Raw genomic sequence first — 14,550 nt, 5'->3', positions numbered from 1 at the left:
TAGCAACTTATAAATATGAAAAGACCGTCCCAAAACACCTTTTGAGACGGTCTCTTTTGCGTTCTATTTTTTCACCATTAACTTTCCTTCATAATCATTCATCGTCTTTATTTCAACGCCTTTATAATAATGAGCGACGATATCTGTATATTTCTTACCTTCCACTGCCATGCCATTCGCACCGTACTGGCTCATACCGACGCCGTGACCGAATCCTTTCGTCGTAACGGTGATGTTATCCCCTTCTTGTTTCCACGTAAAGTCTGAGGAGCGTAAATCTAACTTTTCACGAACTTGTTTTCCTGTTAATGTTTTCCCTTGGAACTCTACATCCTTTACTCGCTTTCCTTCCGTAAGGTCTTTAATATTACCAACCTTTCCGTTTGCTAGTACTTTCACACCGAGACGTTTTTGAAAATCAGATACTGTGAATTTTTGCTCACTCGTAAATTTTGGAGAGGCTTGATCCCACGGACTATCTACACTCTTTAAGTATGGATAATCATTTCCCCAATAATCAGCTGCATTTTCTGTTCGTCCGTTACTCGTTGAGAAGAAGGATGCTGAAATTGGTTTTCCATCATACGTTAAAACTTGTCCTGCGGTTTTCGAAACGGCTTCCTCAATTTTCTTTAAATTATTTTCGTAGTTATTACCCCATTGTTTCTTCAATTCCTCTTTGCTTTTGTACACTTGATCTTTCACTGTATCTGTCACGTCCGCATTGTTTTTCTTACCTCCGCTTAGCATACGCTGCACTACAAATGTTCTTGCTGCTAATGCCTGCGCCTTTAGCGCCTCTATTTCAAAGCTGGCATTCATCTCAGAAGCTACTACACCGGCCACATACTCCTCCATAGGTAATGTTTCTACCTTCTTCTGCTGATCACGGTATACAGCAACTTGAACCGCTGTATCCACTTTCCCTGGAGCTGGTATACTTTCTATCGCTGGAGGAGTTTTAGAAGCTGCTTCTTCCCCTACTTTTGCTTTCGCAAACGGAATAACAAGAGCAGCAGGTACAATGATAACGAGCGCTATTAAGAGCGCTACTGTAATGAAAAGCGGCTTTGAAAATTTCATCCTATTCCCCCAATATAAAGTTGGATTCCTTTCATTCTTATGGAACTACGGGATCTTTTAGAACATACTTGGGGGTATCGGTATAAAGTGAAACTATAATCAGTGGGGGTTTTGTTCATCCCCCACTGATTATTAGCCTTCACCAATCGGGCGTTTACGGGCAGCAGGGCTCCCACATAACTTCTTTGCTCCAGCCGAATTTTGAGGTGGGAGTTTTACTGCCCGCAAATAGCGGGATAAATTGAAACTTTAATGAGGCAGGGATCTTACTGACCACAAATAGCAGGATAAAAACGAAAATTTTCTAAATATTTTTAATGAGACGTGCATAAGTATAGAATTTATTGACTATAACAGTAATAACCCAAAAAAAAATAGCCCCTATGTCAAAAGACATAGAGACTACTTCAATTAAGCGTGAAGATCAGAAACTTCTTGTTCTTTCACTTCTTCTACTTTTTCGTTTACACGTTCAATAGTTGCACCTAATGCAGCTAATTTCTTATGGAAGTCTACATAACCGCGGTCAAGATGTTTTAACTCTGTTACACGAGTATAACCTTCTGATACTAAACCAGCTAAGATTAATGCTGCTGCAGCACGTAAATCAGTTGCGCCTACTTCAGCACCTTGCAGGCTACTTGGACCGTTCATAATTACAGAACGACCTTCGATTTTAATATCAGCATTCATACGACGGAATTCTTCAACGTGCATAAAGCGGTTTTCGAATACCGTTTCTGTAATCATACTTGTTCCATCAGCATGTAGTAATAATGCCATCATTTGTGATTGCATGTCTGTTGGGAAACCTGGATGAGGCATAGTTTTAATATCAACCGCTTTTAACTTATCTGGGCCGATAACACGTACACCTTCATTTTCCTCAATAATTTTAACACCCATTTCTTCCATTTTCGCTGTAATTGAGCGTAAATGTTCAGGCACAGCATTTTCAATTAAGATGTCTCCACCTGTAATTGCCGCTGCAACCATGAATGTTCCTGCTTCAATACGGTCAGGAATAATAGGGTGGTTTGCACCATATAATTTTTCAACGCCTTCAATACGAATCGTTCCAGTTCCAGCTCCGCGTACTTTCGCTCCCATTGCATTTAAGAAGTTAGCTAAGTCAACGATTTCTGGCTCTTTCGCTGCGTTTTCAAGGACTGTTGTCCCTTTTGCTAATGTAGCTGCAGACATAATGTTTTCTGTCGCGCCTACGCTTGGGAAGTCTAAATAAATTTTAGCTCCTTTTAGTTCGCCCTCTACGTGTGCCTCAACAAATCCGTTACCAACTTTTACTTTCGCTCCCATTGCTTCAAAGCCTTTTAAATGTTGGTCAATTGGACGTGAACCAATTGCACATCCACCAGGAAGTGCAATACGAGCACGACCGTTACGTGCTAATAATGGTCCCATTACTTGAACAGATGCACGCATCTTACGTACATACTCAAATGGTGCTTCAATGTTTAATTCTTTAGAAGAATCGATTGTTACTTGGTTATTTTCAAATACGACTTCAGCATTTAAATGACGTAATACCTCGTTAATTGTGTATACATCAGATAATACTGGTACTTCAGATAGTACATTCTTTCCGTCACTCGCTAATAGGGCTGCAGCGATTATAGGTAATACAGCATTTTTTGCGCCCTCAACACGCACTGTGCCGCTTAACCGCTTTCCGCCACGGACGATGATCTTTTCCAAATTATTCCCCTCCGTGTCCTTTTTTCAGTATCTATTCACTCAATACTCAGAAGTTATGATCGGTGTGCCAACCACAATTGTATCTTTGTTGTTTGTAGAACGTATTGCTATTTGCACATTTATTTTCTCTCTATTTGTTGAAAGAGCGTCATTCCACTTTTTATTATATGCGGAGACTGATACAAATGCTCTTTCTTCTATCTGTTCGATCGCTCTTGCTGAAAGATCTTTCAAAACCTGATTGGTTTTATTTTGCAAAACACCTTCAATCTTATCATTCAGTACACCTTGAACACAAGTGTAAATTATAGGTTTTTCACTAAAAATTTTATCCATGTTCTGAACGTACTTCGGGTCCCATTTCGCCCCGCTCACTTCAAAAATAATAAAAGTGTTTTCTTTAGTATTTTCCTTACTCCAAGTTACTACTATTCGTTCTTCATGTGAAGAAGATTTTTTATAGGATGTAGCCTTATATCCATCTGGAGATTGTTCTAATTCCCAACCTTCGATGTTTGCCTCTTCCTTCACATCGTTTAACAATTTTTGAAACGTATGTATATTAGAAATTGTTTTCGTTTCTCGCGCTAACCATGACCACCGCTCTACTTTTGCATCGTTCTTCTCTAAAGCTGCAATCATGCTCTCCATTTTCTGTTCATCGCTTATAGGTTTCATCTCTTTATATCCAACCAATAATAAAACAACACTTACGATAACGATAAGAATGGCTTTAAACTTCAATTTCATCCCCTCCTATCCCCATTGTTAACGGAGATATGAGGTTCTATACACTTACTTTACTAAATACGTTAAACTCTTTGAATAGCCTAAATAATCAAGGGAAAAGTTACTTACAGATGTCCCAATTGCAATTGTAATTAGGATAAGTAATACTCTCGTCTGCATCACTTTTCCAGACTTCATTAAGCGCTCAATGTGAATACCTTGTAAGGCCCACCACGTAATGGTAATAAACAATAAATGCGAAACAATGGCAATCAGTGCTTGTTGCCCTAAAAGATGTGCCAAAAAATCGACCCCTTTTTTTGCTTGGCTACTACTTACGCAAAATGTAAAAAACGATACCATAAATAAGTAGGAGCCACACTTTTTCAAACGCAAATAAGCATCTTACATCGTAATTTCCTCTCGGAAAACATATACCTATAGACGTTTTCATTTGTTGTTACTCCAAAATAAAAAGCGTAGAGTACGGACTCTACACCTTTTATTTCCACTATTGTACCACGTTCCCCAAGAAGAAGAAATCCTTCATTAATGGAAAATGTTCATAAAAGAAATTGTAACCAATCATCGGCATAATCCCTAGTATTACAATTGAAATTGCGCAAAGACTCATGACAATCTTTATATTTAACGGTAATCGGAGCTTTTCTTCTGTCTCTCCCTTGCGGAAAAACATTTGCTGTAATATTTGGAAATAATATACGAATGAAATAACCGTCGTCCCCATCATAATAGAAGCTAATACGTAATGAGCAGGTTCAACATGAAGTGCCCCTAAAAAAATGTTAATTTTCCCGATGAAACCTGCTGTCCCCGGTATTCCAGCTAACGATAAAATAAAGACCGTCATCACTATAGCTGTAAAGGGGGATCGCTTATATAACCCTGTAAAAATCGTCATGTTTTCCTTATCATTTTGTAAGATTAATCCGTGGATGATTGCAAATGCTCCTATATTCATAAGCATATATGCAAGCATATAAAACCACATACTATCCATCGTAAACTGTGATAGCGCTACAAGAGGGACTAGCAAATACCCAGCATGCGCGATACCTGAATAGGCAAATAGACGTTTTACGTTGTATTGCTTTAATGCTACTACGTTCCCAACAATCATCGTAATACTAGCTAGTACCGCAATGTATATACTCATACGCCCGTACAAAGATTGTGCGTCTCCTTGGATTGCCACACCTGCAAACACCATAAGAAACAAACGCGTAATGAGTAGAAAACCAGCAATTTTAGAAATCGTTCCGAGAAAAGCAGTGACAGGTGTAGCCGCTCCCTCATACACATCTGGTGCCCACATATGAAATGGCACTGTTGCAATTTTGAATGAGAGTCCAACGAGCAAAAGTAGAAATGCGAGAGCTAACAATAACTGAATGCCCCCAGCCAATCCTTGCGTAAATACCTTTTGCATTTCCACTATGTTGGTCGACCCTGTAATACCGTATAAATAACTCATTCCAAAGAGTGTAATTGCTGTTCCAATTCCTCCGTTAATGACATATTTCATTGCAGCCTCATTCGATGCACGGTTTCTTTTTCGGATTCCTACTAAAATATAGGAAGAGAGCGAAAGCAACTCTAAACCAACGAACAATGTTATGAAATCAACGCTAGAAGCCATGAACATCGCTCCAAGAAGCGCCATTAAAAACAAATAATAATATTCTCCTTTATCTTGAATAGGCTCCTTCTTGTCATCGCTTATTGCCATACATAAAACGAGAGCTGCTCCGCCTAATAACAACGTTTTAAATCCTTTTGAAAATCCATCTAGTACAAACGATCCATTTAAAATATCTCCTGCCGGTTCGCTATATAGCGTCATTAATGACACTATCGCTAACAAGGCAGCGGCAATTGCACCAATCGCAACGTACCTATGGTTCAGCTTAAAAAACAAATCACATATGGAAAGAAGGATGGCTGCCCCGAGAATAATGAATTCTGGTACCATGAGATGCCATGATAAGCTAAGTAACGTGTTCATATCCATCCTACTTCACCCCCAATGTTTTCAATGTAGTTTGAAGTGGATCCCCTAGTAGTTCTGGCATTACCCCAATTGCAATAATACAAACGATAAGCACTATAACAGGAACGTACTCCCATCCGTGTATATCAAATTTCGCTTCCCATTCTTTCTTACCAAATATCACTTGAAGTGTCGCTCTTAATACGTATACAGCGGTTAAAATAATTCCAATTACACCGACGGCGGCGATAACAGGTTTCCCTTGGAATAAACCGAGAAAGGCAAGGAATTCGCTAATAAATCCGGACATCCCTGGCATTCCAAGCGATGCCATACCGCCCGCTAGGAAGAAACCGCTAAGCACCGGAACACTTTTTGCAAGTCCACCAAGTGCTGTAATATCCGAAGTCCCGAAACGCTCTTCAATAATGCCAAGCAAGAAGAAGAGTAAGGCCGCAATTAAACCGTGAGACACAACTTGGAACAATGCCCCTTGTGTACCTGGTGCATTTAACGCCGCAAGCCCCATTAATACAATGCCCATATGCGAAATACTAGAGTAAGCAAGTACCTTTCTAAATTCCGTTTGGATGAGTGCTAGAAAGGCCCCATACAATAAATTAATTACCCCTAAAATCGCAATTAGCGTTGCAAAATCACGAAAATATTCTGGGAATAATCCTTTCCCGAAGCGAACAATACCGTACGCGCCAATCTTCAGCAAAACCCCCGCGTGAAGCATAACTACAGCAGGATGCGCTTCTATGTGTACATTGACCATCCAGCGATGCAAAGGGAAAACAGGGAGTTTAATCGCAAAAGCAATCATTATGGCAAGAAACAAGCCGAACTGTACGCTACTTGAGACGGCCATTCCTCCCCCAGCACCTACACTCGTTAATATTTCTTTAAGCTCCGCAATATTTGTTGTACCTGTTTTCGCAAATAAAACCGAGAAAACGATAAGTAAAATAGCTGATCCAATACCGTTATATATTAAATAACTATATGCAGCCTTTTCACTCGACAATTTCCCCCACTTGCCAATTAATAAAAACATTGGTGGCAACGTAATCTCAAAGAACATGAAGAACAACATTAAATTTTGAGCAGCAAAGACACCGAGCATACCTATTTCTAACATGAGTAACAGCATGTAGAATGCTTTCAAATTTCTTTTAATAGAAAATGCCGCAATAGCTGCAAGCATCGCTAGAAGGGCTGTGAGCAACATCATTACAAGCGATAAACCATCAATGCCGAGCTCGTAATAAATTGAAAACCACCTTTTGTCCACTGCTGTGAAATCCCCAAATTTAATCCATTTCACTTTTTCATCAAATATCGATAAGCTCTTTCCTGAAGCGTATGTACAAGCAAGGACGATAGCAATTCCAAATGGAAGCGCCGTTCCGAATAAACCAAGCGCCTGCACTGTACGCGATTCTCGTTTCGGCGTTAATAAAAGCAAGAGAATTCCTAAAAGCGGGGAAAAAATGAAGAACGTTAATAGCAATCCATTCACCGTAAATCCCCTCCCGTATATAACAAAATAATTAGGAGCACTGCGAGCGAAACTGCTGTTACAGTTCCATACACTTGTACATTCCCGTTTTGAAGCCGCGATCCTAGTCCACTCATACCTTTAACGAGTCCAGCAATTAAAACTGCGATTCCTTCTACAACGTATACTTCAAATAAGCGAAGCACATGAGCGATTCCTTTCGTAATAGGAAGCACCGTCGCATTGTATAGTTCATCCACATAATATTTTTCTTTCAAAAGGTTATAAAAAGACGTCCCTTCTCCGCCGGCCCAATCTCTAGAGATAGATTTCTTGCCATATATGAAATATGCGAGGGCAATTCCCGCAAATGAAACGAGCGTCGCAACAACCATAATCCAAACAGGTCCATGCACTTCCTTCACCTGGAATCCTATATCTTTCGTAAGCCAATCCCCAAGAAACGTTCCGAACCACGGTGTATTTATATAACCTGCCACTACCGCAAGAACACCAAGGACAATCATCGGATACGTCATGGTGCGAGGTGATTCATGCACCTCTTCCTTCGTCTTCGTTTCCCCCGTAAAGACAAGAAAATATAGACGGAACATATAAAATGCTGTTAGAAATGCCGCAATTACTGCTAAAACGAATAGAAAGTAATTGCCATTCATCCAAGCCGCCGCTAAAATTTCATCTTTACTAAAAAATCCGGAAAGAAGGGGAACACCACTAATTGCAAGTGTGCCTATTAAAAATAGTGCACCGGTTACTTTCATCTTTTTCTGTAAACCGCCCATTTTATTAATGTTTTGCGTATGGACTGCATGAATTACACTTCCTGCTGCAAGGAACAATAATGCTTTAAAAAAGGCGTGTGTCGTTAAGTGAAAGATACCAGCTACATAACCAGCCGAGCCTAGCGCAAGCATCATATACCCGAGCTGACTAACTGTAGAGTAAGCAAGAACCCTCTTAATATCAGTTTGCACTAGACCGATAGAGGCCGCAAAGATTGCGGTGAAAGCCCCAACGATTGCCACAGTTTGCATCGCTACCGCACTTGCTGAAAATAGCGGGAACATCGTCGCTACTAAATATACACCGGCTGCAACCATCGTTGCCGCGTGAATAAGCGCCGAAACAGGCGTCGGTCCTTCCATTGCATCTGGCAACCATGTATGAAGCGGGAACTGACCCGATTTCCCCATCGCACCGATAAAAATTAATATCGCCGTTATTGTAATCATAGAAGGAGAGAGGTCGCCCGTATGAATCGCTTTAAAAATCGCGTCATATTCAAAACTACCTGCGTGCCAAAAAATTAATATCATCCCAGTAAATAGCCCAACATCCCCAATGCGTGTCATAATAAAAGCCTTTTTCGCAGCAGCCTTCGCTTCTTCTTTAAAGAAATAAAAACCGATAAGTAAAAACGAACCAAGGCCGACTAACTCCCAAAATATATAAAGCTGTAATAAATTCGTCGATATAACTAGCCCAAGCATCGCAAAGGTAAAGAGCCCTAAATATGCATAAAAGGTTGGTAATCTGGTGTCACCTTTCATATAACCTTTTGAGTACACATGTACAAGAAAACTCACAAGTGTAACGATAAACAACATTAAAGCCCCTAATGCGGTAACTTCAAAACCAAATGATATATCTATATCTCCTACCCTAAGCCATACCCACTTATGCTTCACTGCCTCGGATGAAAATCGTTCTATTAGTACCACTACCGCGGATATAAAGGAGAGAAAGGTAAAGAAAATACCTAGTACACTACTTCCCTCTCTAATTTTCTTCCCGAACACAATAAGTAACAAAAACGAAACAAGCGGGAAAAGCGGTATGAGCCATGCATAATCGATCATTGTTTCCTTCCCCCTTTTCGGTCACAATGCTATCCTTTGAGCGTATCCATCTCATCTACATGAACTGTCGGGCGATTACGGTACAAAGCAATCAAAATTGCAAGACCTACCGCTGCCTCCGCTGCCGCTACAGACATCGTAAACAGCGAAAAAATTTGTCCTGTTAAATTCGGAAACAAGCCTAATTTACTAAACGCTACTAGATTTAAATTGGCGGCGTTTAACATCAATTCGATACAAACTAGTACAATTACTGTATTTCGCTTTGTTAAAGCTCCAAATAAGCCGATGCAAAACAAAATAATCGCAAGTGTTAAATACGCAGAAGCCGGAACGCTACTCATGGGAATCCTCCTCTCCCTCATCCTTCTTAGCAAGGATAATCGCTCCTACAAGTGCTACAAGTAAAATAACTGAGGTTAATTCGAATGGAATAATATATTTTGAATAGAGAAGTGTACCGATTTGAAGTGTGTTATTTTCATGGAGAGGTAAACTTCCTTGTGTGCTTTGATTTGAAAAATCGATACTATTAACAGCGAAATACATAACTGCTCCAAATGCTACAACCGCAAAGAAGATAATCCATTTTCGAAGAGTAAGGCGCGATTCATTTTCCGCGTTATGTTTCGTTAACATAATGCCAAAAATCATAATAATAGTGATTGCACCAGAGTAAAGTAAAATTTGTGCCACTCCGATAAATTCGGCTGATAAGAGAAAGTACAAACCCGCAATGCTAAGGAACGTAAGCACAAGGGCCAGCATCATATGCATTACTTTCGTTAAATTCAGCATAAGAACGCCGCCGATAATCGCAGACAAGGATAATATAAAGAAAGCTATAAACTCGCCGTTCATGCTTTATTCTCCTTCCTGATGTTCTCGTCGTTCTCGTCAAGCCACTGCAAATTTTTAAATAAATCATCACGTGAATACTCTGCAAGTTCAAAGTTATTTGTCATTACGATCGCCTCTGTCGGGCAAACTTCTGTACATAAATCGCAAAGAATACAAATTTCAAAATTAATATCATACGTGTCGATAATTTTCCCTTTTTTCGTAGGATCAGGATGTTTTTTTCCTGTTAATTGAATGCAATCTGTCGGACAAATATTGGAACACTGATTACAAACAATACATTTCTCTGGATAAAACTTTTGAATACCTCGAAATCGGTCTGGTAATGGCAACGGTTGATTTGGATAATCATACGTTACCTTTTTCTTACTCAAATTACTAAGCGTATATTTTAACCCTTTAAATAGTCCTTTCATCTCTTACTGGCACCCCCTTTATAGATTAGAAGAATAGCTCCTTAATCAATGCCGTTAAGAAAATATTTGCAAGTGCGATTGGTAATAATACTTTCCAACCAAACTCCATTAACTGGTCACCTCTTATGCGCGGGAACGTAACGCGGAACCAAATCAATAGAAAGACCACACTGCTGAATTTCAAAGCAAACCATACGGCTCCTGGAATAAACCCAAGGAACATAACTGGATTCCAGCCTCCTAAAAAGAGTACTGTAATTAAAGATGACATCCCGAAGAAATACACATACTCTGAAAGCATGAAAAACGCCCAGCGAAAACCTGAGTATTCCGTATGGTATCCTGAAACAAGTTCTGACTCCGCTTCGGGTAAATCAAACGGTGTCCTATTTAACTCTGCAACTGCCGCGATTAAGAAAATGACGAAACCGATTGGCTGTGCGAAAATGTACCATACCTTTTCCTGCGCCGCTACAATTTCATTCAAGTTAAGACTACCAGCTAACAAAACGACGCCAATTACACTCATCACAAGTGGAATCTCATAAGAAATCATTTGCGCTGCTGCGCGCATCCCTCCTAAAAGGGAATATTTATTATTTGATGCCCATCCCCCAGTTACAACTCCAATCGTCGTAATCCCAGAGACAGCAATGTAATACAGCAATCCTACGCCAATATCCGCAAACTGAAATTTATCAGTAAACGGGATAACCGCAAGCACCATAAATGCTGGTGCGAATGCAATAACAGGAGCTAATATAAACAACGGTTTATCTGCAGCTTTCGGAATACTATCTTCTTTTAATAATAATTTCAAAACATCAGCTACCGTTTGGAGTAAACCGAACCGGCCCCCAACTTGGTTTGGTCCAATCCGTCCTTGCATAAATCCCATCACTTTCCGTTCTGCCAAAATACCGTATGTAACGAAGCCAAGGACTGCAAATAATAGAAGCACCGCTAATCCGAAAAAAATGAAGAAATTCGTCCAGCTTGAAGGTGATTGTAAGAGCGTCTCAATCATTAGCCGTCAACCTCCCCAAGTACAATATCAACCCCACCTAAAATCGTAATTAAATTGGCGATGTTTTCACCTTTCAATAACTTCGGTAAGATTTGCAAATTATAAAAAGACGGTCTGCGAAATTTCAAGCGGTACGGCTCTTTCTTTCCATCACTAGCAATATAACAGCCAATCTCTCCCCGCGGTGACTCTATACGGACGAACGCTTCTCCCTTAGGTGCTTTAATAATTTTCGGCACTTTCGCTATAACAGCTCCATCTTTTGGGAACTGCTCGGCTGCTTGCTCAATAATTTTTAATGACTCCTCAATTTCCTTCATCCGGCAAACGTATCGGTCCCAAGCATCTCCCGTGCTCCCAACAGGGATATCAAAATCAAAACGATCATAAATAGAATACGGCTCATCTTTACGAAGATCCCAGTGGACTCCCGTGCACCGTAAATTTGCGCCGCTTAAAGAATACGAGATCGCCTCTTCCGCGCTATATACGCCAACGCCTTTCACACGATTTAAGAAAATTTCATTTCCGCTAACAAGGTCGTGATACCCTTCCAACTGCTCTCTCATATACGGAACAAACTCTTTCACCTTTTCAATCCAGCCGTCTGGCGCATCCCACTTCACGCCGCCGACTCTCATATAGTTGAAAGTAAGCCTTGCACCGCACAATTCACTTAATAAATTTATAATCATCTCTCGTTCACGAAAGGCATATAAAAATGGACTAACCGCTCCTATATCAAGCAGGTTCGTTCCCCACCAGACGAGATGGCTCGCAACTCTCCCAAGCTCCATCGCAAGCACCCGTAAATATTCAGCACGCTCTGGAATCTCAAGATCCATCATCGTCTCTACAGCGTGGCAAAGGACGTAATTATTCGTCATTGCTGATAAATAGTCCATTCGATCTGTATACGGAATAATTTGTGTATATTGCAAGCTCTCAGCGATCTTTTCTGTTCCGCGATGTAAATATCCGATAACCGGTGTAGCCTCTTTAATAATTTCCCCGTCAATCTTAATTACAAGCCGAAACACACCATGTGTACTCGGATGCTGCGGCCCTACATTTAAGAGCATCTCTTCCGTACGGATCACAAGCTACACCTCCACATCATACGGTTCATAATCCTTCCTAAGCGGATACCCCACCCAATCATCAGGCATTAAAATGCGAGATAAATTAGGATGACCTTTAAACACAATACCGAGCAAATCATACGCTTCGCGCTCCGGCCAATCTGCCCCTTTCCAAAGCGGCGTCACCGATTCTACTTGCGGCGCTTCCCTATCCAGCTTTACCTTCACTGCTACTGACTGTTTCTTTCCATATGAAAATAAATGAACGTATACTTCCATATGTGTCACAAAATCCGTCGCATGTAGCTCTGACATATAATCAAAAGCAAGTCCCTCATGGAATCTTAGCAATTCCATCACTTCATAATATTTCGAAGGCTCCGCCACAAGCGTTGGAACATCTTTTGAAAGCTTATTAATATAGGAATCTACTAATGCATATTCTCCTACCCTCTCCTTAACAACCTCCACATAGCGATTTAAATATGGTTGGTTAACTGATGGTTCTTCCTGCTGCAGTTCGTCTTCTATCTTATTTACAGATCCCTTTGCCCTTGCCGCAGCAGCGGCTTTCGCTTTCGCGGCTGCAATTGCCTTTGCTTTCTCATCTCCAGAATCCCCCTCACCTTGTGAGGCTTTCTGCTTCGCTAACGCTGCTGCTTTTGCTTTTGCAGCTGCTTTCGCCTTTGCTTTAACTTTTTCTTCGTCCGTTACTTCTTCTGATCCTTCTCGCTTCTGCTTCGCTAATACCGCTGCTTTTGCGGCTGCTGCGGCTTTCGCCTTCGCTTTGGCTTTTTCTTCGTCCGTTACTTCTTCTGATCCTTCTCGCTTTTGCTTCGCTAATACCGCTGCTTTTGCTTTTGCAGCTGCTGCGGCTTTCGCCTTTGCTTTAACTTTTTCCTCGTCCGTTACTTCTTCTGATCCTTCTCGCTTTTGCTTCGCTAATGCCGCCGCTTTTGCTTTTGCAGCTGCTGCGGCCTTTGCCTTCGCTTTAACTTTTTCCTCGTCCGTTACTTCTTCTGATCCTTCTCGCTTTTGCTTCGCTAATGCCGCCGCTTTTGCTTTTGCAGCTGCTGCGGCCTTTGCCTTCGCTTCTTCTACATTAATCCCCTTATCTTTTGGTAGCGCTTTCTCTTTTTCTCGATGTTCTCCTTCAAGTTTAGACATTTCCGCCCCATGTTTCGCAGCAAGACGTTTTCGCGCTTCCTCTTTCGCATGACGGGCTGCTTCTCTTTTCATACTTTCTAAGTCTTTATTTGAATCACTCATTTATTCGTCACCTGCTTCCCGGTCCTCGCCTCGTAACGAATTTTTTCTTTTAATTTATTAATTCCATAAATTAAAGCAGCAGGATTTGGAGGGCATCCAGGAATATACACATCAACTGGTAAAATTTGATCTACACCTTTCACAACAGCATACGAATTCACATACGGACCACCGGCCGTTGCACAAGATCCCATCGCAATTACCCACTTCGGTTCAGGCATTTGATCATATAGGCGCCGAACAATAGGTGCCATTTTCTTCGTTACCGTTCCTGACACAATCATGACGTCCGATTGTCTTGGTGAAGTCCGAAAAAATGACCCAAATCGATCTAAATCGTAGTGTGATGAGCCTACTCCCATCATTTCAATCGCACAGCATGCCAGTCCAAATGTCATCGGCCATAAAGAGTTGCTCCGCGCCCATCCCTTCAACTGTTCCAATGTAGAAAAAAAGATATTTCTTTCTAATTCCGCTCGCTCCGGTGGGTGTAATTCCTCAAAATTTATAACCATTGTAACACCTTCTTTTTCCAAGCATACGCTAATCCAACTAGCAACATCACAACAAAAATGAGCATTTCAATCAGTGCAAATAAACCAAGCTTGTCATATGCAACAGCCCATGGGTATAAAAATAAAGTTTCTACATCAAAGATGACGAACAATAAAGCGAAAATGTAATAACGAGCATGAAACCGAATATTTGCATCATGAAAAGGCTCAATTCCACTCTCATACGTCGTCGCTTTCGCTGCACTCGGTTTGTTTGGACGCAGCATTTTCCCTAATGTAAGAGCCACTACCGGCAGCAATATACCTAATAGCAAGAAAATCAAAACGATCATATAACTATTTTCATATACACTTGCCATTGTGAAACCCTCCCCCCTGAATTAAGAACAAGTTCACATAGTAAACAATATGTCTTACTTGCATTATTTATTATTTTTAAATTTTTCTAAATAATGCA

The 14,550-nt window shown here is 40.7% G+C and carries 15 protein-coding genes; all 15 read right to left on the bottom strand.

Going from position 1 to position 14,550, the window contains the following annotated elements; all coding sequences use genetic code 11:
* Positions 1 to 63 precede the first annotated feature (63 nt).
* The 15 genes from spoIID to nuoA all read right to left on the bottom strand — a co-directional run bounded on the left by spoIID (position 64) and on the right by nuoA (position 14,452).
* Complete coding sequence (spoIID, locus tag B5P42_RS04770) at positions 64 to 1,083, bottom strand: stage II sporulation protein D (protein ID WP_002184544.1); 1,020 nt, start codon at positions 1,081 to 1,083, stop codon at positions 64 to 66.
* 411 nt (positions 1,084 to 1,494) lie between these two features.
* On the bottom strand, positions 1,495 to 2,799 hold the full coding sequence (gene murA / locus B5P42_RS04765; RefSeq protein ID WP_002068497.1) for a UDP-N-acetylglucosamine 1-carboxyvinyltransferase: 1,305 nt from the start codon (positions 2,797 to 2,799) through the stop codon (positions 1,495 to 1,497).
* Positions 2,800 to 2,838: 39 nt separating this feature from the next.
* Positions 2,839 to 3,543, bottom strand: a complete 705-nt coding sequence (locus B5P42_RS04760; RefSeq protein WP_181458780.1) for a YwmB family TATA-box binding protein — start codon at positions 3,541 to 3,543, stop codon at positions 2,839 to 2,841.
* Between the two features lie 51 nt (positions 3,544 to 3,594).
* Positions 3,595 to 3,831: a DUF1146 family protein gene (locus tag B5P42_RS04755; protein ID WP_113733754.1), complete on the bottom strand. Its 237-nt coding sequence runs from the start codon at positions 3,829 to 3,831 to the stop codon at positions 3,595 to 3,597.
* Between the two features lie 208 nt (positions 3,832 to 4,039).
* Positions 4,040 to 5,554, bottom strand: a complete 1,515-nt coding sequence (gene nuoN, locus B5P42_RS04750; protein ID WP_113733884.1) for an NADH-quinone oxidoreductase subunit NuoN — start codon at positions 5,552 to 5,554, stop codon at positions 4,040 to 4,042.
* Between the two features lie 7 nt (positions 5,555 to 5,561).
* Entirely contained in the window at positions 5,562 to 7,064 is a 1,503-nt protein-coding gene (locus tag B5P42_RS04745; protein WP_113733753.1) for an NADH-quinone oxidoreductase subunit M, read from the bottom strand.
* The gene (gene nuoL, locus B5P42_RS04740; RefSeq protein ID WP_113733752.1) at positions 7,061 to 8,923 is read right to left on the bottom strand and encodes an NADH-quinone oxidoreductase subunit L; all 1,863 of its coding nucleotides are present in this window, start codon (positions 8,921 to 8,923) and stop codon (positions 7,061 to 7,063) included. The genes B5P42_RS04745 and nuoL overlap by 4 nt, the downstream gene beginning before the upstream one ends.
* Positions 8,924 to 8,952: 29 nt before the next feature.
* Positions 8,953 to 9,267, bottom strand: coding sequence for an NADH-quinone oxidoreductase subunit NuoK (gene nuoK, locus B5P42_RS04735; RefSeq protein ID WP_000100081.1), 315 nt, complete (start codon positions 9,265 to 9,267; stop codon positions 8,953 to 8,955).
* Positions 9,260 to 9,784, bottom strand: coding sequence for an NADH-quinone oxidoreductase subunit J (locus tag B5P42_RS04730; protein ID WP_002198777.1), 525 nt, complete (start codon positions 9,782 to 9,784; stop codon positions 9,260 to 9,262). The genes nuoK and B5P42_RS04730 overlap by 8 nt, the downstream gene beginning before the upstream one ends.
* On the bottom strand, positions 9,781 to 10,200 hold the full coding sequence (nuoI, locus tag B5P42_RS04725; protein ID WP_002016193.1) for an NADH-quinone oxidoreductase subunit NuoI: 420 nt from the start codon (positions 10,198 to 10,200) through the stop codon (positions 9,781 to 9,783). Before nuoI ends, B5P42_RS04730 begins: the two co-directional genes overlap by 4 nt.
* Before the next feature lie 25 nt (positions 10,201 to 10,225).
* Positions 10,226 to 11,227 (bottom strand): NADH-quinone oxidoreductase subunit NuoH, encoded by a 1,002-nt coding sequence (gene nuoH, locus B5P42_RS04720; RefSeq protein ID WP_002068471.1) that lies wholly within the window; start codon positions 11,225 to 11,227, stop codon positions 10,226 to 10,228.
* Positions 11,227 to 12,327, bottom strand: a complete 1,101-nt coding sequence (gene nuoD / locus B5P42_RS04715; protein WP_113708827.1) for an NADH-quinone oxidoreductase subunit NuoD — start codon at positions 12,325 to 12,327, stop codon at positions 11,227 to 11,229. The genes nuoH and nuoD overlap by 1 nt, the downstream gene beginning before the upstream one ends.
* Positions 12,328 to 12,330: 3 nt before the next feature.
* Positions 12,331 to 13,578, bottom strand: a complete 1,248-nt coding sequence (locus B5P42_RS04710) for an NADH-quinone oxidoreductase subunit C (protein WP_113733751.1) — start codon at positions 13,576 to 13,578, stop codon at positions 12,331 to 12,333.
* Positions 13,575 to 14,093, bottom strand: a complete 519-nt coding sequence (nuoB, locus tag B5P42_RS04705) for an NADH-quinone oxidoreductase subunit NuoB (RefSeq protein ID WP_113733750.1) — start codon at positions 14,091 to 14,093, stop codon at positions 13,575 to 13,577. The genes B5P42_RS04710 and nuoB overlap by 4 nt, the downstream gene beginning before the upstream one ends.
* Positions 14,084 to 14,452 carry an NADH-quinone oxidoreductase subunit NuoA gene (gene nuoA / locus B5P42_RS04700; RefSeq protein ID WP_000179270.1) on the bottom strand — a complete coding sequence of 123 codons (369 nt, stop codon included), beginning with the start codon at positions 14,450 to 14,452 and terminating at the stop codon, positions 14,084 to 14,086. Before nuoA ends, nuoB begins: the two co-directional genes overlap by 10 nt.
* Between the last annotated feature and the right edge of the window lie 98 nt (positions 14,453 to 14,550).

Origin of the sequence: Bacillus sp. SRB_331 (genome assembly GCF_003264175.1) — a bacterium.
In the GTDB taxonomy this organism is placed as follows: domain Bacteria; phylum Bacillota; class Bacilli; order Bacillales; family Bacillaceae_G; genus Bacillus_A; species Bacillus_A mycoides.
The sequence above is the reverse complement of the archived record's forward strand: the minus strand, read 5'-3'. Positions and strand labels throughout refer to the sequence as shown.

Coding starts and splice junctions, on each gene's coding strand:
- spoIID (WP_002184544.1), bottom strand. CDS start 1,083: ATGAAATTTTCAAAGCCGCTTTTCATTACAGTAGCGCTCTTAATAGCG.
- nuoN (WP_113733884.1), bottom strand. CDS start 5,554: ATGAACACGTTACTTAGCTTATCATGGCATCTCATGGTACCAGAATTC.
- nuoL (WP_113733752.1), bottom strand. CDS start 8,923: ATGATCGATTATGCATGGCTCATACCGCTTTTCCCGCTTGTTTCGTTT.
- nuoK (WP_000100081.1), bottom strand. CDS start 9,267: ATGAGTAGCGTTCCGGCTTCTGCGTATTTAACACTTGCGATTATTTTG.
- B5P42_RS04730 (WP_002198777.1), bottom strand. CDS start 9,784: ATGAACGGCGAGTTTATAGCTTTCTTTATATTATCCTTGTCTGCGATT.
- nuoI (WP_002016193.1), bottom strand. CDS start 10,200: ATGAAAGGACTATTTAAAGGGTTAAAATATACGCTTAGTAATTTGAGT.
- nuoH (WP_002068471.1), bottom strand. CDS start 11,227: ATGATTGAGACGCTCTTACAATCACCTTCAAGCTGGACGAATTTCTTC.
- B5P42_RS04710 (WP_113733751.1), bottom strand. CDS start 13,578: ATGAGTGATTCAAATAAAGACTTAGAAAGTATGAAAAGAGAAGCAGCC.
- nuoB (WP_113733750.1), bottom strand. CDS start 14,093: ATGGTTATAAATTTTGAGGAATTACACCCACCGGAGCGAGCGGAATTA.
- nuoA (WP_000179270.1), bottom strand. CDS start 14,452: ATGGCAAGTGTATATGAAAATAGTTATATGATCGTTTTGATTTTCTTG.